Origin of the sequence: Bacillus sp. RO1, assembly GCF_012524115.1 — a bacterium.
In the GTDB taxonomy this organism is placed as follows: domain Bacteria; phylum Bacillota; class Bacilli; order Bacillales; family Bacillaceae_I; genus Sutcliffiella_A.
Genome location: NZ_JAAZWB010000061.1, coordinates 18,536 through 35,910, shown reverse-complemented (window position 1 = coordinate 35,910; position 17,375 = coordinate 18,536). Strand labels below are relative to the sequence as shown.

At 41.5% G+C, this 17,375-nt stretch carries 15 protein-coding genes; 12 read left to right on the top strand and 3 right to left on the bottom strand.

Annotated features, from left to right (window positions below; genetic code table 11):
- Window positions 1–14: 14 nt before the first annotated feature.
- The gene (locus HC179_RS08070; protein WP_168863860.1) at window positions 15–473 is read right to left on the bottom strand and encodes a hypothetical protein; all 459 of its coding nucleotides are present in this window, start codon (window positions 471–473) and stop codon (window positions 15–17) included.
- 178 nt (window positions 474–651) lie between these two features.
- Window positions 652–744, bottom strand: a complete 93-nt coding sequence (locus HC179_RS08065) for a YjcZ family sporulation protein (RefSeq protein ID WP_168863859.1) — start codon at window positions 742–744, stop codon at window positions 652–654.
- 173 nt (window positions 745–917) lie between these two features.
- Here HC179_RS08065 and HC179_RS08060 point away from each other — a divergent pair, with 173 nt between their 5' ends.
- The 11 genes from HC179_RS08060 (at window position 918) to hutG (ending at window position 14,127) form a co-directional block, all read left to right on the top strand.
- Entirely contained in the window at window positions 918–1,814 is an 897-nt protein-coding gene (locus HC179_RS08060) for a manganese catalase family protein (RefSeq protein ID WP_168863858.1), read from the top strand.
- Between the two features lie 339 nt (window positions 1,815–2,153).
- Complete coding sequence (locus tag HC179_RS08055; RefSeq protein ID WP_168863857.1) at window positions 2,154–3,176, top strand: C40 family peptidase; 1,023 nt, start codon at window positions 2,154–2,156, stop codon at window positions 3,174–3,176.
- 692 nt (window positions 3,177–3,868) lie between these two features.
- Window positions 3,869–6,010 (top strand): sigma factor, encoded by a 2,142-nt coding sequence (locus tag HC179_RS08050; RefSeq protein ID WP_168863856.1) that lies wholly within the window; start codon window positions 3,869–3,871, stop codon window positions 6,008–6,010.
- A 103-nt stretch (window positions 6,011–6,113) separates the two neighbouring features.
- On the top strand, window positions 6,114–6,416 hold the full coding sequence (locus tag HC179_RS08045) for an ArsR/SmtB family transcription factor (RefSeq protein ID WP_168863855.1): 303 nt from the start codon (window positions 6,114–6,116) through the stop codon (window positions 6,414–6,416).
- 112 nt (window positions 6,417–6,528) lie between these two features.
- The gene (locus HC179_RS08040) at window positions 6,529–7,314 is read left to right on the top strand and encodes an SDR family oxidoreductase (RefSeq protein WP_168863890.1); all 786 of its coding nucleotides are present in this window, start codon (window positions 6,529–6,531) and stop codon (window positions 7,312–7,314) included.
- Window positions 7,315–7,353: 39 nt separating this feature from the next.
- Entirely contained in the window at window positions 7,354–7,968 is a 615-nt protein-coding gene (locus HC179_RS08035) for a hypothetical protein (protein WP_168863854.1), read from the top strand.
- Between the two features lie 92 nt (window positions 7,969–8,060).
- Window positions 8,061–8,501, top strand: a complete 441-nt coding sequence (hutP, locus tag HC179_RS08030; protein WP_168863853.1) for a hut operon transcriptional regulator HutP — start codon at window positions 8,061–8,063, stop codon at window positions 8,499–8,501.
- 135 nt (window positions 8,502–8,636) lie between these two features.
- Window positions 8,637–10,136 carry a histidine ammonia-lyase gene (hutH, locus tag HC179_RS08025; protein ID WP_168863889.1) on the top strand — a complete coding sequence of 500 codons (1,500 nt, stop codon included), beginning with the start codon at window positions 8,637–8,639 and terminating at the stop codon, window positions 10,134–10,136.
- A gap of 120 nt (window positions 10,137–10,256) precedes the next feature.
- The gene (gene hutU, locus HC179_RS08020; protein WP_481747961.1) at window positions 10,257–11,915 is read left to right on the top strand and encodes a urocanate hydratase; all 1,659 of its coding nucleotides are present in this window, start codon (window positions 10,257–10,259) and stop codon (window positions 11,913–11,915) included.
- Window positions 11,916–11,921: 6 nt separating this feature from the next.
- Window positions 11,922–13,178: an imidazolonepropionase gene (gene hutI, locus HC179_RS08015; protein ID WP_168863888.1), complete on the top strand. Its 1,257-nt coding sequence runs from the start codon at window positions 11,922–11,924 to the stop codon at window positions 13,176–13,178.
- The gene (gene hutG / locus HC179_RS08010) at window positions 13,171–14,127 is read left to right on the top strand and encodes a formimidoylglutamase (protein WP_168863851.1); all 957 of its coding nucleotides are present in this window, start codon (window positions 13,171–13,173) and stop codon (window positions 14,125–14,127) included. The genes hutI and hutG overlap by 8 nt, the downstream gene beginning before the upstream one ends.
- Before the next feature lie 59 nt (window positions 14,128–14,186).
- Here the strand turns inward: hutG and HC179_RS08005 are convergent, their stop codons facing one another.
- Window positions 14,187–15,065: an NAD(P)-dependent oxidoreductase gene (locus HC179_RS08005; RefSeq protein ID WP_168863850.1), complete on the bottom strand. Its 879-nt coding sequence runs from the start codon at window positions 15,063–15,065 to the stop codon at window positions 14,187–14,189.
- A gap of 262 nt (window positions 15,066–15,327) precedes the next feature.
- Here HC179_RS08005 and HC179_RS08000 point away from each other — a divergent pair, with 262 nt between their 5' ends.
- Window positions 15,328–17,190: a PAS domain S-box protein gene (locus HC179_RS08000; RefSeq protein ID WP_168863849.1), complete on the top strand. Its 1,863-nt coding sequence runs from the start codon at window positions 15,328–15,330 to the stop codon at window positions 17,188–17,190.
- The last annotated feature ends 185 nt before the right edge of the window (window positions 17,191–17,375 follow it).

Sequence of the window (17,375 nt, the reverse complement as noted above, 5' to 3'; positions counted from 1 at the left end):
CGCCCTCCATGAATTTACCTTGATGTGAAAAACAATAGTAATGCCCGTACAAGAAAACCAACAGCTATTCCAGGAATTACAAAAATAATTGGCATCCAGACAGGGCCTACCATTACACCAAATAACTTTATTTTGCCTGAAAGCATTAGTCCGACTGTTACAAAATAAGCACAACTGACGAAAGGAAGGAAGATATAGGGTGACTTTCCCCCGCCTGCATCTTTAAAAGCGTCCCACATCGCAAAAAAATACAAACATGGATAGAACATAAGCCACAAGTAATTCGCTTCGGTCATTGCCCTGTCAATTTCTCCAATAAAGCTATACATGATAATGGAATTGAAGTTGGCTTGGACATTAATCAAGAATTCTAGAAAAATAAAGGTTAATCCTTTAATATATTTTTTGTTGAGTAATTGGCCAAATCCAGGAAGCGCAATGCTCCATAATAATCGTTCAAGTGGCTTGTTCATATGAGGGCCCTGTATAAGTATGTATGTCCATATGGTGATACCTTTTTTCTTGCATATAGATTCCTCCAGCCATTACTCTCCTTTTAGCTTGACCTATCACTTCTGAATTATGTTCATTTAACGTATTTTCCTCATGTAAAAAACGCAGGGAGTTCGCAACCTGCGTTTTGGTGTAGGTTTAATATAAGTAAGCCGCACCGATGATGATAAGAAGAATAAATAAGATGATGAAAAGTGTGAAGCCTGCTCCAAAGCCTGCGTCCTTGCCCATTTATACATCTCTCCTTTTGGCGTTGATACCATACCTTATGTTACAAACACCCAAAATGTATAGGCGAATGTCCCGTATCTATGATAAAAGCCTCTCGTTGGTTATAGGACAATTCCCAAATTTCATAAAAGTAAATAGAGCCTTTTTGATTGTTTAGAGGAGGGGGAAAGAAGATGTTCTCTCGTACAAATCGCTTACTGATCCCATTGCCTAAACCGAAAAACCCGGACCCAAATGGAGCTGCGGCTGTTCAGGAACTGCTTGGAGGAAAATTTGGTGAAATGTCCACACTCAATAACTATATGTTTCAATCCATTAACTTTCGAAATAAGAAGAAGTTGAAACCGTTTTATGATCTGGTGGCAAGTATTACAGCAGAGGAGCTAGGTCATGTAGAACTGGTAACTACTACCATTAACCTGATGCTAGAAGGTGTTACATATCCTGCCCCACCGGATGCAACGCCGTTAAGAGACACAAAAGATTTTCGCAATACTTATCAATATATAGCGACTGCTCAGACTGCTCTCCCAGGAGATTCCATGGGCAGGGCGTGGACCGGTGATAATGTATTCAACAGTGGAAATTTAGTATTGGACTTACTGCATAACTTTTTTCTCGAATGTGGGGCCAGAACCCATAAGATGAGGGTATATCAGATGACAGATAACCCAGTAGCGCGAGAAATGATCGGATACCTCCTCGTTCGGGGAGGGGTGCATGTTGTGGCATATGCAAAAGCCCTGGAGATTGCGACAGGAGTAGACATTACCAAGCTTGTTCCTATACCAAGCTTGGAAAACAAGGCGTTTGAAACAACGAGGAAATTCGAAGCCGAAGGAGCCCACCGTAAGTTATACACTTTCAGTCCGAGTGATTATAAGGATGTAGCCATGATTTGGAAGGGAAATCACCCAGTAGATGGAGGGAAGCTAGAAGTTATCCAAGGATCTCCACCTGGAGGCCCAATGCCTGACCTACAAAGTGTCCCTGAAGAATTCGCACCAGGAATCTCCCAAGAAGACTTCATGGAAATCGCCAAAAGACTCCAAAGATCCGCGGGGATTTAAACTAAATATGTAATAATGGGATTGATTAAATTTGAGGATTTCTAGGTGTTGATTGGAGCAAATGGCGAAGACTCCTGCGGGGGAGTAGCGACATTGTTGAGACCCCTGAAGCGTTGTGAGGAGGCTCAAGGTCGCCCCGCGGAAAGCGAAGCCATTTGCGGAAATCAATAGCGGAGTATATAAGAATCCTTAAAACAGGCTTGTAGAAAGTTTAGTTCTACAAGCTTTTTGTCGTTTTTAACATAAATTTGAAGAAAATTCTATATTCTTGTGGAAAAATTCATGCTACTATAAAACTATACATAGAAAAAAGTGACCAAAGAGGAGAATGGAACAATCATGAAAAAGAAAGTAATGGCAGGTGCTCTCGTAACTTCCATCATGTTTTCAGGACAAGCTTATGCTTCCGACTACGTTGTAAAATCTGGTGATTCCTTATGGAAGATAGCTAATAATAATCAGGTTTCCGTCAGTAATATTAAGTCATGGAATAACCTTACTAGTGATCTAATTTATCCAGGGCAAAATCTAGTTTTAAAAGCAGGCGGGTCCGCTTCACAACCAGCCCCAGCCCCTACTCCAAGCCAACCTACTTCTAAGATATACACGATTAAAGCAGGAGATTCTTTATCCATGATAGCAAAGGTCCACCAAACAACCTTAGCGAACCTTTTAAAGCTAAATCCATCAATTAACGACGTAAATAGAATTTATGTAGGGCAAAAAATAATTGTAGCTGCACCAAGCGACCAAACACCGGGCCAGCCTAACACTCCTAGTCCAAGCCAACCAGAGCAGCCTACAGCTAACACATACATCATAAAAAGTGGGGACAACCTTTCCTCTGTTGCCAGTAGACATGGTGTAACCCTAAATGCCTTGTTGTCTGCGAACCCATCGATTAAAGATGCAAACCGTATTTCTATTGGACAAGTAATCAATATCCCAGGAAATGCTACTAGCAATCCTGGTACCGACTCCGCTTGGGAAGCGAAAGCGGATGCCATCATTGAAACAGGTAAAAAATATCTGGGTGCTAAATACTTGTATGGTGCGTCAACCAACAGAATCGATGCATTCGATTGTTCCTCCTTTACGGTAAGAGTCTTTGCTGAAAACGGAATCAACCTTCCAAGAACTTCAGTGCAACAAGCGAATGTAGGAAAAGAAATACCATTAAGTGAGATCCGCAAAGGGGATTTGGTATTTTTTGATACAGAAGGTGATGGTGTGATCAATCATGTTTCTATCGTAACCGATCCAAACACTCTTCTTCATGCAGCTACAAGTACAGGCGTTGCTTTCTCTTCATATAATACGTACTGGAAACCAAGAGCGGTAAAAGCGATTCGTGTTTTATAAGTGTTAGATGTTTTACAAAATGTTAATATTACCATCAAACCAATTTAACAATTGGGAAATATAATAATCATTGTAAGGTTGTTTCACACTTTTAGCCGTAACAAAGCTGTTGTCTTGTCTAACATGTCATGAATTACTCCCCTTTTTCATAATGAATAGATGCAACGGAACAACCTTTACCCTTTATCATGAAAATTAGGCTACTTTCCCAAACTTGATGCCTGGCAAAAAAGAGATGAATCGGATGCATCTCTTTTTTTCATGGGCATTTTTTCTTCTCCTCCTCAAGACTTAGTATCTTTCAGTATAAAGCTGGAAATGACTGTAGGTAAAAGAATGAAAGAAAACCATTCTACAGTATGTTATCGAAAACAGCGCAAATATCTATACTAAGAGTGAGAAGAAAACAAAGGAATGATGGAGGATGAAAACAATGTTAACATTATTATTTGGAAGAAAAAATGAGGATTTGGCAAAAAAACAGGAAGCCTCGATGGATGAAAAAAGAATGGAAATATACCTTAAAAGTGATATTGTTCGAAGATTTTAATGGGAGCTGCTTAAATTGGTGGCTTCTTTTTTTTGGGGGAAGTTTTACTGTGTGAATACATTCATTTTTCTGAAAATAACCCTTGTAAATGGTATAATAGTGGGAATAAGACAAAAGATTCATAAAAAGGGTGAAATAGGATTTGAATGAGAGTCTTGAAATAGAAGAGATTTTAGCAGGTAACAAAAACATATACCATCAGATAATGGACCGCTATAAGGATAAGCTGTTTGCAGTTGCCTATCATATGTGTGCAAGTGAAGCAGAAGCAGAAAAACTGATAGAAGAAGGCTTTATTGAAGTTTATCAAGACTTGGAAGTATACGATGATTCCGTATTTTTTTCTGATTGGCTTCATGAACGATTCATTCCGATTATAGGTGTGAAGAAAGACACTACACAACAGGCTAAACTCCCTTTTCATAATCCTCATTATATTGAGATGGAAGAAGCGCTTCATTCCTTGGCTCCAGAAGAAAAATTTCCATTCCTTCTAATTAAGCTGTTGGGTTATACACCTGATAAACTCACAGGGTTAATTGGCGCAAGCAAGGAGGAAATAGAAGAAAATTATTTAAACGCCATATATCAAATTCGACGTTCCACTTTATCAGTTGATATCCAACAAACAGGTGGAGATTGCTATAGGGTGGATGAGCTTTCTCAACATTTTGATGGAAAGTTAAATCAGGATAAGGAACAGAGGATGAAGGATCATTTAGAGTTCTGCCCTGATTGTAGAGAAGTATTACATTTGCTTAAACAAGAAGAATCTACGTTAGAGAAAGTTTTGGAATACCCAAAGCTTAATGAATCATTTAACGATAAAGTGTTGAGTAGGCTTACCCCCTACGTTCCTCCAAAACCAAAGCACCGCACATGGAAATATCAACTTAGTGTAGTAGGGATATTAGGGGCAGTCTTCCTATTCAGTGCAATTATTTTACCAACATTGAAGCCGCTTGCCTCGATGGTATCCACGTATATGGAGCATGGAACCATCTATAATGTTTGGACGGATGGTACATACGCAGTAACCGATAAAGAAATAACTCTTGAGATCACAAAGGTGGAAATCGACTCTCTTTACATGGCTATTTATTATGAAATCAGTAGAGATGGAGAAGAACCACCTAAGACTTATCCTTTTGAAGATGTGGATTTTTATAGTTACAATCCCTTGAAGATTGTAGATGAATACGGTAAGCAATATCCCTTTGAAGCAACCATCCCTGATCATCTTCGGTATCCTACGAGTCCTGCAGAAGAGGAAGGGAAGGAAAAAGAAAGACCATACTATCTTGTGAAAATGCCAGAAGATCTGCCTGATGAGTTTAATTTGGAAATAAACTTTGCTCGACTGCAGGGACAGTTTGGAAAGTGGAACCTGGAAATTCCAATAAGGTATGACAAGGTAGAAGACACTGCTGTAACGGTCAAACTGGACAAGAAAATGACCATTGCAGATAAGATAGTCGTCGAACTAATGGATGCTACCTATAGCAAAAACGGAACTAAAATAAGGTATTCCGTCAACCATACAGAAGAAGAGGAAGCCAGATTAATGGAGCTTCTGAAAGAGCATGATCAAGAATATAGGATGCAAGAGATAAGCCAGGGGCGTCATGTCGGGTTACATGTAACAACGGAAGAGGAACACTTCGTATTGCCTAACTACTTTCATTTTATGGAACCTCCAAAATCTATTGAACCGATAGAGGTACATTACTCGCATTATTATATGGGGAATGAAGAACAGCAACGTATGGGGAAACACCATCTACAGGGAAAACTAGAAAATCCAATGGAGGAACTTTATATTCAAATGATGGGGGCTTCTGTCCAGGAGCCAGCATTCTTCTCTATGGAAATCCCTCTTAAAGAAACCGAAGCAACACCTTTAGATGGTAAGATTAATAGTTATCAATTGTTGGATTACAGTCTTACACCTGTTAAGGACGGGAAAGGTACTATCAGAAAGTATGCTTTAATTATTAATGGGGAGAGTCAACAAGACGGAGCAAGTGGAGATATCGGTTGGAATCTATCAGATAAAAATGGTAATTACATTCCAACTGAAGGCTGGCATCATTACGAGGATATGCACAAAGAAGGTCCCAAAAAATTGCTTCATGTGGACATTGTCCCTTATGATACCGAAGAAGGGTTTCCTGAAACATTGGTGATAAACGCTGACTATACTTTTACGTATTACAATGAACTTGAAGGCGAAAGATTTCCTTTGTTTAGTAAAGATAAGAATAACGGTAGTGAGACAGACTGATGGCACGGATCAGAGAATAGATTTGTAGCTTCTATGTCCCAATTGCTCTGTTTTCTTGGTATAATGGGATAAAGATGAAGTGGACGATGAAGGAGTATTTTATATGAATGAAAAAGCAATTCAAACATTTCGAGATTGTATCCCGCTATTCCAAGTACTTGCGGATGAAGCACGACAGGATATTATTTTACTACTGGCAGAAAAAGAAGCATTGACTGTTACAGAAATTGCAGAAGCATCCAGACTTTCCAGGCCTGCAATTTCTCATCACTTGAAAATATTACGTGATAATAAGCTTGTCGAAATTGAGCAAAAGGGAACGCAACGAATTTACTCTTTGAGTTTGGAAACATCTGTTGCAATGCTAAAGGATTTGATTGGAATAGTTGAGAGTGAATGTCTTTAGTTATTAGAAAAACAGCCATTAGATGTGGCTGTTTTTCTTTAGGTTATAATTCGTTACAACGCAAATTGAAAACGTTATAATAGTAGTATTATAAGGAAGGGCGTGTTGTTTGATGGAAATGAATCTTAAGGGAAAAACGGCTCTTGTTATGGCTTCTAGCCAAGGGCTTGGAAAGGCAATTGCCGCATCTCTCATTGAAGAAGGAGTCAATGTGGTCCTTGCGAGCAGAAATGAAGAAAAGTTAGCTGATGTGCAAGCTGAACTATTGAAAAATAATGGTGGTCGAGCTTCCTATATTCAAACAGATATTACAGATTCTTCTCAAATTCAACGTGCCGTTCAACATGCGGTGGATACATATGGTCGACTAGATATTTTGGTGAATAACGCTGGTGGCCCCCCTGCCGGTTCATTTGAACAGATCACAGATGAACAGTGGCAGCAGGCTTTTGAATTGAATCTATTAAGCTATATCCGAACCATTCGGGAAGCACTTCCCCACCTCAAGAAAAACGGAGGGAAAATCATCAACATCGCTTCTTCCTCCATTAAGGAACCTATTCCAGGTCTATTGCTATCCAATACGTTCCGTACAGGCATCGTTGGTTTGACTAAGACTTTAGCTGGTGAGCTTGCGGGAGATAACATTTTGATCAATACTGTTGCACCGGGAAGAATTGCTACAGACAGAGTGGCATTTTTAGATGAAGTGAATGCGGAGAAACAGGGTATTACGAAAGCGGAGATGGAAGAGAAAGTCAAAGCGGGTATTCCGCTTGGTCGCTATGGTGAACCGGAAGAATTTGCAAAAGTGGTAACATTTCTTGTGTCAGATGCAAACAGCTATATGACTGGCAGCTCCTTCTTGGTGGATGGTGGGATGGTCAAATCTATTTAAATGATGGTTATTGTTAGAGAGAAGGGAAGCTAGGATGTTATGAAGAATTTATTGTTGTTAATACTTGGAGGATTTGCAATAGGAATAATCTTAGGAGTTTTGAATGTTCAATTCAACTTCTGGATATTTGTTGTCCTTCTTGTCTTAGCATTTATCGCCTTATCCTACAGGGATGTTAAATATATGTTTTTGTCCCGGGATGTGGAGAAAATAGAGAAATATTTAGATAAAAAGCGACATGAGCCCTACTATGGGTTTGTTTTAGAATTGGCAAACGGTAATTTTACTGGTGCCAAGAAAGAGTTGGAGGAGCTTGAACGGAAGTGGAAAGGGAAAAAGACCGCAGTCTTTTGGGCTCAGTATTACTTAAGGGTCGGCAACTACTCAAAGGCGAAAGAACAAGTTGCAAAAGTCGATCAGGCTGAGATAAAGACGTATCTAACCGCAGGAATTGCAGTGGCAGAAAAAGATTACAAGAAGGCAGAAGTGCTTAAAGACGAAGTCAGAAAAGATTGGATGAAATATGCCATCGACACGGAACTTGCTCTAAGCCGTAAAAACTATACACTTGCTAAAGAAACGAAGGAACAGGCATTAGCGTCTACAAAAGGCTTGCAATATTATATGATGTTCAAGGAGTTTCAAGAAATATAAACAGAGAAACTCCTTGACAGGAAGGCACGGACAAATTTACACTTGATGTAGACATTAGTTATTAGAAAATTTTTAGTATTGAGGTAATGCATATGGTACTAGCGATAGATCGACGAATTGGCAAGTATGCAATACTTCTTGCGATGAACGGTGACCAGGAGGAATTGTCGGTAGCAACTCCGCCACAATGGAAAAGCTGTATGGGCAAAGTCGGTTCCATGGATTCGCAAAAAGTGGTAGCAGCCATTGAAACTGCTGCTAAGCGGGAAGGTATCATCAAATCCGATGGATACCGGGAAACACATGCACTTTATCATGCCATCATGGATGCTCTTAGTGGAGTGACACGCGGTCAAGTCCAGCTTGGCTCTGTCATGAGGACTGTAGGCTTACGTTTTGCCGTCGTAAGGGGAAATCCTTATGAGGATCTAGAGGAAGGCGACTGGATTGCAGTTGCACTTTATGGGACTATTGGCGCTCCTGTCAGGGGATCGGAGCATGAAACGATTGGTCTCGGAATAAATCACATTTAAATATTTTGCCCATAGTTGCTGATAAATAGGGGGCTGTACTTTGAACATATTATATGGTCGAAGTATGGCCTCTTTTTGTGTGGGAAAAGGGGGAAGTTGTCTATGGAGAAACAGCGGGAAAAGGGGAGAGTCGCAATGATTACATTAAATGGCGAATCGTTGACGCTTGAAAAGTTGAATAGAATATTATTTGGTAACGATCAGGTGGAAGCATGTCAGGACGCAATGGTGAAGGTGGTCGCTAGTCGGGCAGCGGTGGAAAACATTGTGCATAAAGGGGAAGTGGTTTACGGAATTACAACTGGCTTTGGTAAATTCAGCGATGTTTTGATTCCATTTGAAGAAACGGCAGACTTGCAACGGAACCTTATTCACTCTCACGCTTGCGGAGTAGGTGAAGCATTTGATGAGGTAATAGGGCGTGCGATGTTGGTATTACGCGCAAATGCCCTTTTAAAAGGGTATTCCGGTGTCCGTCCGATTGTCATTGAACGTCTTTTACAATATGTGAATGAAGGAATACATCCTGTGGTTCCCCAGCAAGGGTCGCTTGGGGCAAGCGGAGATCTTGCGCCATTGTCCCATTTGGTATTGACCTTGCTTGGTGAGGGGGAAGTATTTTATGAAGGAAAAAGAAGAGATACTGCAAGTGTTTTGGCTGAAAAAGGGATTACTCCAATTGAACTGAAGGCAAAAGAAGGCCTTGCTTTAATTAACGGGACTCAGGCGATGACTGCTGTAGGGGTAGTCGCTTACTTAGAAGCGGAGAAGTTAGCTTTCCAAGCGGAGTCGATAGCAGCAATGACTTTTGAGGGGCTTGAGGGAATTGTGGATGCCTTGGATCATGATGTTCATAGGGTTCGCGGTTATCAGGAGCAAGTGGATGTAGCGGAGCGGTTTCGGAAGTTGTTGGATGGAAGCAAACTTGTGACAAGGCAGGGAGAGAAGCGTGTGCAGGATGCCTATTCATTGAGGTGTATTCCACAAGTGCATGGAGCATCCTGGCAGGTTCTGGGTTATGTGAAGGAGAAGCTGGAGATAGAAATCAATGCAGCAACGGATAATCCTTTGATTTTCGATGATGGAGGCAAGGTGATTTCAGGCGGAAACTTTCACGGGCAGCCTATTGCCTTTGCGATGGACTTTCTGAAGCTTGGGATGGCAGAGCTTGCTAATATTTCTGAACGCAGAATTGAACGGCTGGTTAATCCGCAGTTAAATGACTTGCCACCATTCTTAAGTCCGAAGCCAGGCCTTCAATCAGGAGCAATGATCATGCAGTATTGTGCTGCATCGCTAGTTTCAGAGAATAAGACATTAGCTCACCCGGCAAGTGTGGATTCCATTCCGTCCTCTGCCAATCAAGAAGATCATGTGAGCATGGGGACGATTGGAGCAAGGCATGCCTATCAAATAGTCGCCAATGTGCGGAGGGTGCTTGCCATCGAATGGATGTGTGCCATGCAAGCCCTTGAATTCCGAGGAGTCTTCCTATCTGCACCACTCATGCAAAAATGGTACCAAGAAGGGCGCACCATCGTCCCAAGCATCACCGAAGACCGCATCTTCTCCAAAGACATCGAAGCTTTGGCTGCGTGGATGAAGGATGAGGGCAGCGTTCTATGTAGAGCGTGAAATTCCTAGGGGGGTCTGACCCCCCTCAGAAATTTAATACTTCCGCAACAATTCTGTAACATTACCAAAAATCAAAATGAATAATTCTATCAAAGGGGATGAACTGAAATGGAAAAGGAAATGGTGAAGGTTATTCGTGCTCCTAGGGGCAGTGAGTTAAATACGAAGGGGTGGGTGCAGGAGGCTGCATTGCGTATGTTGATGAACAACTTAGACCCGGAAGTGGCAGAAATCCCGGAGGAGTTAGTGGTGTACGGTGGAATCGGGAAAGCGGCAAGAAACTGGCAAAGTTTTGACGCCATTGTGGAATCGCTTAAAAACTTAGAAGAAGACGAAACCTTATTAGTACAATCAGGCAAGCCGGTTGCTGTGTTCCGCAGTCATGCAGATGCGCCACGTGTTTTATTGGCAAACTCCAATCTTGTGCCAAAGTGGGCAAATTGGGACCACTTCCATGAGCTAGATCAAAAAGGGCTGATGATGTATGGCCAAATGACAGCAGGCTCTTGGATATATATTGGTACTCAAGGAATCCTACAGGGAACTTTTGAAACATTTGCTGAAGCAGCTAAACAATCCTTTAACAATACACTGAAGGGCACGATTACTGTAACGGCCGGTCTTGGAGGCATGGGCGGTGCACAGCCGCTTGCCGTGACGATGAATGGTGGAGTGTGTATTGCCATTGAGGTAGACGAACATCGTATTGACCGTCGCATTGAAACGAGATATTGCGATGTAAAGGTCAAAACAGTGGATGAAGCCATTCAAAAAGCGGAGGAATATAAGAAACTAGGAAAACCTTTATCTATTGGACTTTTAGGAAATGCAGCTGAGATCCTTCCACAACTAGTCGAAAGAGGATTTACACCAGAACTATTGACGGATCAAACTTCTGCCCATGACCCTTTAAATGGCTATGTTCCGATTGGGATGACCTTAGAAGATGCAGCAAAGCTAAGAAAAGAAGAACCAGCACAATATGTGAAGCTTGCAAAAGAGAGCATGGCAGTGCATGTGAAAGCAATGCTTGACCTCCAACAAAAGGGCGCGATCACATTTGATTATGGCAACAATATCCGTCAAGTGGCTCTGGACGAGGGTGTGGAAAATGCCTTTGATTTTCCTGGATTTGTTCCAGCATTCATCCGTCCTCAATTTTGCGAAGGGAAAGGACCTTTCCGTTGGGTGGCATTGTCTGGTGATCCGGAAGATATTTATAAAACAGATGAAGTTATTTTAAGAGAGTTTTCTGATAACAAACATCTTTGCAATTGGATCAAGATGGCAAGAGAAAAAGTGGCATTCCAAGGGTTGCCTTCAAGAATCTGTTGGCTTGGTTATGGCGAGCGTGCCCGTTTTGGAAAAATCATTAACCAAATGGTAGCAAGCGGCGAGCTTTCTGCACCGATTGTAATCGGTCGAGATCATTTGGACTGCGGCTCTGTGGCATCGCCTAATCGTGAAACAGAAGCAATGCTTGATGGCAGTGACGCGGTAGCGGATTGGCCGATTTTGAATGCGCTTATCAATGGTGTGAATGGTGCGAGTTGGGTTTCCGTTCATCACGGTGGTGGAGTGGGAATGGGGTATTCCCTTCACGCAGGAATGGTCATTGTGGCCGATGGAACGGAAGCAGCAGGAAAGCGCTTGGAGCGAGTGTTGACCTCAGACCCTGGAATGGGTGTTGTGAGACATGCGGATGCAGGGTATGATCTTGCGAAAAAAGTGGCCAAAGAAAAAGGCGTGCACATTCCTTTACTAAAGGAGAGTGAGTAATAAATGATATTGGATACACTTCTGATTAACTGCGGACAACTGCTTACAATGGATCATGAATCGGATATGGTCAAAGGAGAACAGATGAAAGTTCTCCCGCATATTAAAGATGGAGCAATCGGCTGGAAGGACGGAGTAATTTCTTTTATTGGAACCTCTGATGAGGCGAAAGATTTACATTGTTATAACGTGATAGATTGTAAAGGAAAGCTTGTGACACCTGGACTCGTAGACCCTCATACACACCTTGTATTCGGTGGGTCCAGGGAGCACGAAATTGCATTAAAGCAACAAGGTGTTCCATACCTAGAAATTTTAAAGCAAGGTGGAGGCATTCATTCTACTGTTAAGGCAACACAAGAGGCAAGTTTTGAAGAGTTGTTGGAGAAAGCGGAATTTCATCTGAAACGAATTCTTAGTTATGGTGTAACTGCAGTTGAAGCAAAAAGTGGCTATGGATTAAACGCGGAAACAGAGCTTAAACAATTAAAGGTTGCAAAGGAGCTTCAAAAAAAATATTCCATGATTATGGCATCGACTTTCTTGGGGGCCCATGCCATCCCAAAGGAACGTATAGAGAATCCAGAACGTTTCTTAGAAGAAATGGCACACTTATTTTCCACGCTAAAAGAAGAAGAACTTGCTGAGTTTGTGGACATTTTCTGTGAAGAAGGTGTCTTTACAATTGAACAATCTAAGGAATATTTAATTAAAGCAAAAGAAGCAGGATTTGCTGTGAAAATCCATGCCGATGAAATTGTATCTCTAGGCGGAACGGAGCTTGCCATTACGCTCGGAGCAGCCTCTGCTGATCATCTGATTGCGGCGTCAGATGAAGCAGTCAGCATGTTCGGTTCTTCTGATACCATCGCGGTACTTTTGCCAGGTACGACCTTTTATTTAAATAAAGACACTTACGCAAATGCCCGTGGGATGATTGATGGTGGTGGAGCGGTTGCATTGGCTACCGATTTTAATCCGGGAAGTTCGCCGACCGAAAACATCCAATTTATTATGAATCTTGCGATGTTGAAACTGAAAATGACATGTGAAGAGATATGGAACGCGGTCACGGTCAACTCTGCAAAAGCTATCCATAAGGAGGCTGTTGCAGGAAGACTTCAAAAGGGTCGTCAAGCAGATGTTGTCATTTGGAATGCTCCGAATTATCAGTACGTCCCGTATCATTATGGCGTTAACCATGTACACAGCGTATTTTTAAAAGGGGAGAAAGTCGCAAAAGGAGGAGCTTTTCTTGAGTAGGCCATCCTATTTACAAACCACAGGTGCTCCTCCATTTGTAGACAGACATTTTCCTAAGGCAACCGAGCTGATGCATACTTGGGACGGTGAGAGTATGCTCCATGGAACGACCATTATCGGCGTCCCTCTGTCCAAACCTTCTATTAGTCACTCTGGAGCAAGTTTTACTCCTGGTGTTGTCAGGAAATTGATGCAATCCTATTCAACCTATGCTTTGGAAGGGGAAGTCGATCTTAGGGATTCGTCGATGTTAATGGACGCTGGGGATGTTCATATGCACGCAACGGATATTAAGGAGTCTTATCGCAGAATTGAAGAGACGGTAACATCTATATTAAGGGAAAATAAAGATTGCCTCCCGCTTTTCATTGGAGGCGATCATTCAATTTCTTTTTCTACCCTTAAAGGATTGTCTACGGTAAAAACGGGTACTATTGGAGTCATTCAATTTGATGCTCACCATGACTTAAGGAACACCGAAGATGGTGGTCCAACGAATGGGACACCATTTAGGAGGCTTCTTGAAGCAGGTGTGTTAAAAGGTGAGCATCTTGTTCAAGTGGGTATTAGAAATTACTCTAACAGTTCGTATTATCATCAATATGCAATAGAAAATGGTATAAAAGTTTATACGATGGCAGATGTAAGGAAGAATGGAATCGTGAAGGTTATTAGCGAAACTGTACAATACCTAAAAGATAAGGTTGAGCACATCTACCTATCCGTTGATATGGACGTACTTGATCAGGCATATGCACCAGGCTGTCCTGCTATTGGCCCAGGTGGGATGACAAGCGAGCAGCTCCTTGAAGCTATATATCTTTTGGGAAAAGAGAAAATGGTATGCGGTTTGGATATAGTGGAAATAGACCCAACGATTGATTTCCGCGACATGACTAGTCGAGTGGCAGTCCACTGTCTGTTGGAATTTTTAAGGGGAAGAAATTAGTTACACAGATAAAAGTAAATGGCGACTGCAGGTTGAATGCAGTCGCCATTACCATTTTATTAATTTTTTTGGAACAGCTTATAAAGTGCTTGTGTTCCACTATTTTCTTCGCCTAATGCAGAAAGCTTCACATACATTTCACGGGCTAAGGAAAGGCCTGGAACGTCAAGTCCCATTTTGTCGGCTTCATCAAGGGCGATTTCCATGTCTTTGATGAAGTGCTTGACGAAAAAGCCAGGTTCATAGTTTCCTGCGATAATACGAGGGGCAAGATTTGACAGGGACCAGCTTCCAGCCGCCCCGCTAGAAATGCTCTTTAGGACATTTTCAGGATCAAGTCCCGCTGTCTCCGCGTAAGCCAAAGCTTCGCAAACACCGATCATGTTCGTGGCAATGGCAATCTGGTTGCACATTTTAGTGTGCTGCCCGGCTCCAGCCTCACCTTGATGAATGATGTTTGCTCCTAATGCTTGGAAGATCGGCTGGCAAGACTCAAAAGCAGCCTTATCTCCACCAACCATTATAGTTAGACGAGCTTCCCTGGCCCCCACATCACCACCAGAGACAGGAGCATCGAGGCTATGTAATCCTTGTTCTTTCGCTTGGTCGTAAATCTGTTTAGCAAGTGTCGGAGTGGAGGTGGTCATATCTATTAGGTATGCACCTTGTTCGGCATTAGTTAAGATGCCGTTATCGCCAAAATAGATTTCTTCCACATCTTTAGGATATCCAACCATAGTAATCACAACATCAGCACCGCGTGCGGCTTCCCCCGCACTGCCCTTCCACACCGCGCCGCGCGAAACCAAACCCTCAGCCTTCTCCCTCGTCCGCGTAAAAACACTAACCTCAAACCCGCGATCTAACAAATGCCCCGCCATACTACTACCCATCACACCCGTACCAACAAAAGCAACCTTATGTAATTCTCTGTTCATGTGAAAATACCTCCCGGGGTCTGACCCCTTTTCTTCTTTTTTCTTTTATTATACAGGTTTGCTGAAGGGACTGGTAGATTGTGAGGTGGTGGGGGAGTCTTTTATTTTTGGGAAAAAAGTGCTAGGGTAATTAGTTATAAGTTTTAGAAAAATAAAGAAATTTGTAGTATAATTGGGGATATTGGAAGTTTAGGACGATTAGTTTTTAAGGGCAAGGTTTCTTGTAAATGTGATTGATAGATTACGAAGGGAGGAAAGAGAAATGAGTACCCCTGACTCTTTATTAAAGAAAGAGAACAATGAATCTATTGAATCTATTTCAAAGGTTCAACTTATCGTTGTTATTTCAGATGTAGGTGACATACAGTATGTATCATCGACGTGTGAAGAAGTATTAGGTCATTCCAAAAAAGATCTGATTAATACCAGATTAGAGAATTGGATTGATTCGGAAGATCTTTATTTAATAGAGAGCTTAATCTACCACCCTTCTCATCAAACCCATTGTTATTTTCGAATGAAGAAGAAGGATGGGTCCCTTATTTGGTTGGAAGCGGTGCTTTCGGAAGTCAAATCATCATTAGGGGAAGAAAAAGAAATTGTCCTCATGCTTTCCCGTACCTCAAAGAATGAGAATCCATCCAAGGAAGATAAAGGTACTGCCTTCTCCATTCCAACTCGACAAAGAAGTATAAATGACATAAGTAAAAATGAGGAGGAAATGGACGAGGACTATTCTGCCTATGACCTTATTGAACATCTCCCGAACGGTGTATTCATTTTTGTAGATGGGCTAATAAAATATGTAAATGAGACCGGTACATCCATGCTAGGGGCATGCCATAAAGAACAAATTCTCCAAACATCCGTGTATGAATACATAGAGGAAGAGTATCACGAAATTGTGGAGAAAAGAATTAAGTCCGTGCAACAAGGCTACCGAGTGGGGCAGATGGAGCAACGGTGGAAACGCCTCGATGGAAGGGCAATAGAAGTAGAGATTATTTCTAACCATACTACCTACAAGGGAAAACCTGCATCTTTCGTCATGCTGGTGGATATTTCACATCGCAAAAGCTTCCATAAGATTTTGCAAAACAGTAGAGAGCGTTTTCGAAAATTAGTTCAAAATTCCATCGACACCATTGGAGTGATCTGTGAAGAAAAATGGACGTTTATCAATGAATCTGGACTGAAGATGTTAGAAGTGGATAATTATGGGGAGATTTTTGGGAAAAGTGTTTTAAATAATCTTCCTGAAGAAGATTTCCAAAAGATTTGGGAAGAAGTGCGTGGACAACATCACGGAACCAAATTGCCTACCTATGAACAAGAGTGGAAGACCATGAAAGGGAACACCATTTATACCGAGCTTATCGGGATACCCACTACCTATTTAGGAAAAGATGCCATGCAAGTTATCATCCGTGATATTACAGAAAAGAAACAAGCGGAAGCATTGATGCTCCAGTCGGAAAAGCTGTCTGTTGCTGGTCAATTGGCTGCAGGCATCGCTCATGAAATCCGTAATCCTTTAACCGCTATCAAAGGCTTTTTTAAACTCCTTGAAAGAGAAATGGTAGAAAAGGAGGAGTATTTCCATATCATTGAGTCGGAATTAAGTAGGATAGAGCTGATTTTAAGCGAACTTCTTTTGCTTGCTAAGCCACATCAGGTTTACATTCATGAAGTGAGTGTACATACCTTATTAAAGGATGTAGCTACACTGCTCGAAACTCAGGCGATCATGAATAATGTGTGGTTTGATCTAAGACTGAATGCAGATTTTCCAACGTTCAAATGTGATGAAAACCAGATGAAACAAGTTTTTATCAACCTGATTAAAAACGGGATAGAAGCGATGCCAAGCGGAGGTACTATCTTTATTGATACAGAAGATGATGGGGAGGAATTGGTTATCAGGCTCCGTGATGAAGGAAATGGAATACCTGAAGAAATTATATCCAGATTAGGGGAGCCGTTTTTCACGACCAAATCAACAGGCACAGGATTAGGTTTAATGATTACCTTCAACATTATTGAAAATCATAATGGCAAAGTACATGTCAAAAGTGAAGTGAATGAAGGAACGATAATAGAAGTAAGATTTAAGAGAGATTTATGATGTTACTACTTTAGTACTAGTCATTTATTGCTTTTACCTAATAGTATTTATTTTAAAGTCTGTCTATGATGGAGTAGTACTCCATTTCGAGTATGAAGAACTCCAGTTGGGAAGTGTTTATCATTATGCCAGCTGGAGTTTTTCTTTCATTGTCTGAAGGCCATTAATTTCAAGTTGAATTGCCT

Coding starts and splice junctions, on each gene's coding strand:
- HC179_RS08070 (WP_168863860.1), bottom strand. CDS start 473: ATGAACAAGCCACTTGAACGATTATTATGGAGCATTGCGCTTCCTGGA.
- HC179_RS08065 (WP_168863859.1), bottom strand. CDS start 744: ATGGGCAAGGACGCAGGCTTTGGAGCAGGCTTCACACTTTTCATCATC.
- HC179_RS08060 (WP_168863858.1), top strand. CDS start 918: ATGTTCTCTCGTACAAATCGCTTACTGATCCCATTGCCTAAACCGAAA.
- HC179_RS08055 (WP_168863857.1), top strand. CDS start 2,154: ATGAAAAAGAAAGTAATGGCAGGTGCTCTCGTAACTTCCATCATGTTT.
- HC179_RS08045 (WP_168863855.1), top strand. CDS start 6,114: ATGAATGAAAAAGCAATTCAAACATTTCGAGATTGTATCCCGCTATTC.
- HC179_RS08040 (WP_168863890.1), top strand. CDS start 6,529: ATGGAAATGAATCTTAAGGGAAAAACGGCTCTTGTTATGGCTTCTAGC.
- HC179_RS08035 (WP_168863854.1), top strand. CDS start 7,354: ATGAAGAATTTATTGTTGTTAATACTTGGAGGATTTGCAATAGGAATA.
- hutP (WP_168863853.1), top strand. CDS start 8,061: ATGGTACTAGCGATAGATCGACGAATTGGCAAGTATGCAATACTTCTT.
- hutH (WP_168863889.1), top strand. CDS start 8,637: ATGATTACATTAAATGGCGAATCGTTGACGCTTGAAAAGTTGAATAGA.
- hutU (WP_481747961.1), top strand. CDS start 10,257: ATGGTGAAGGTTATTCGTGCTCCTAGGGGCAGTGAGTTAAATACGAAG.
- HC179_RS08005 (WP_168863850.1), bottom strand. CDS start 15,065: ATGAACAGAGAATTACATAAGGTTGCTTTTGTTGGTACGGGTGTGATG.
- HC179_RS08000 (WP_168863849.1), top strand. CDS start 15,328: ATGAGTACCCCTGACTCTTTATTAAAGAAAGAGAACAATGAATCTATT.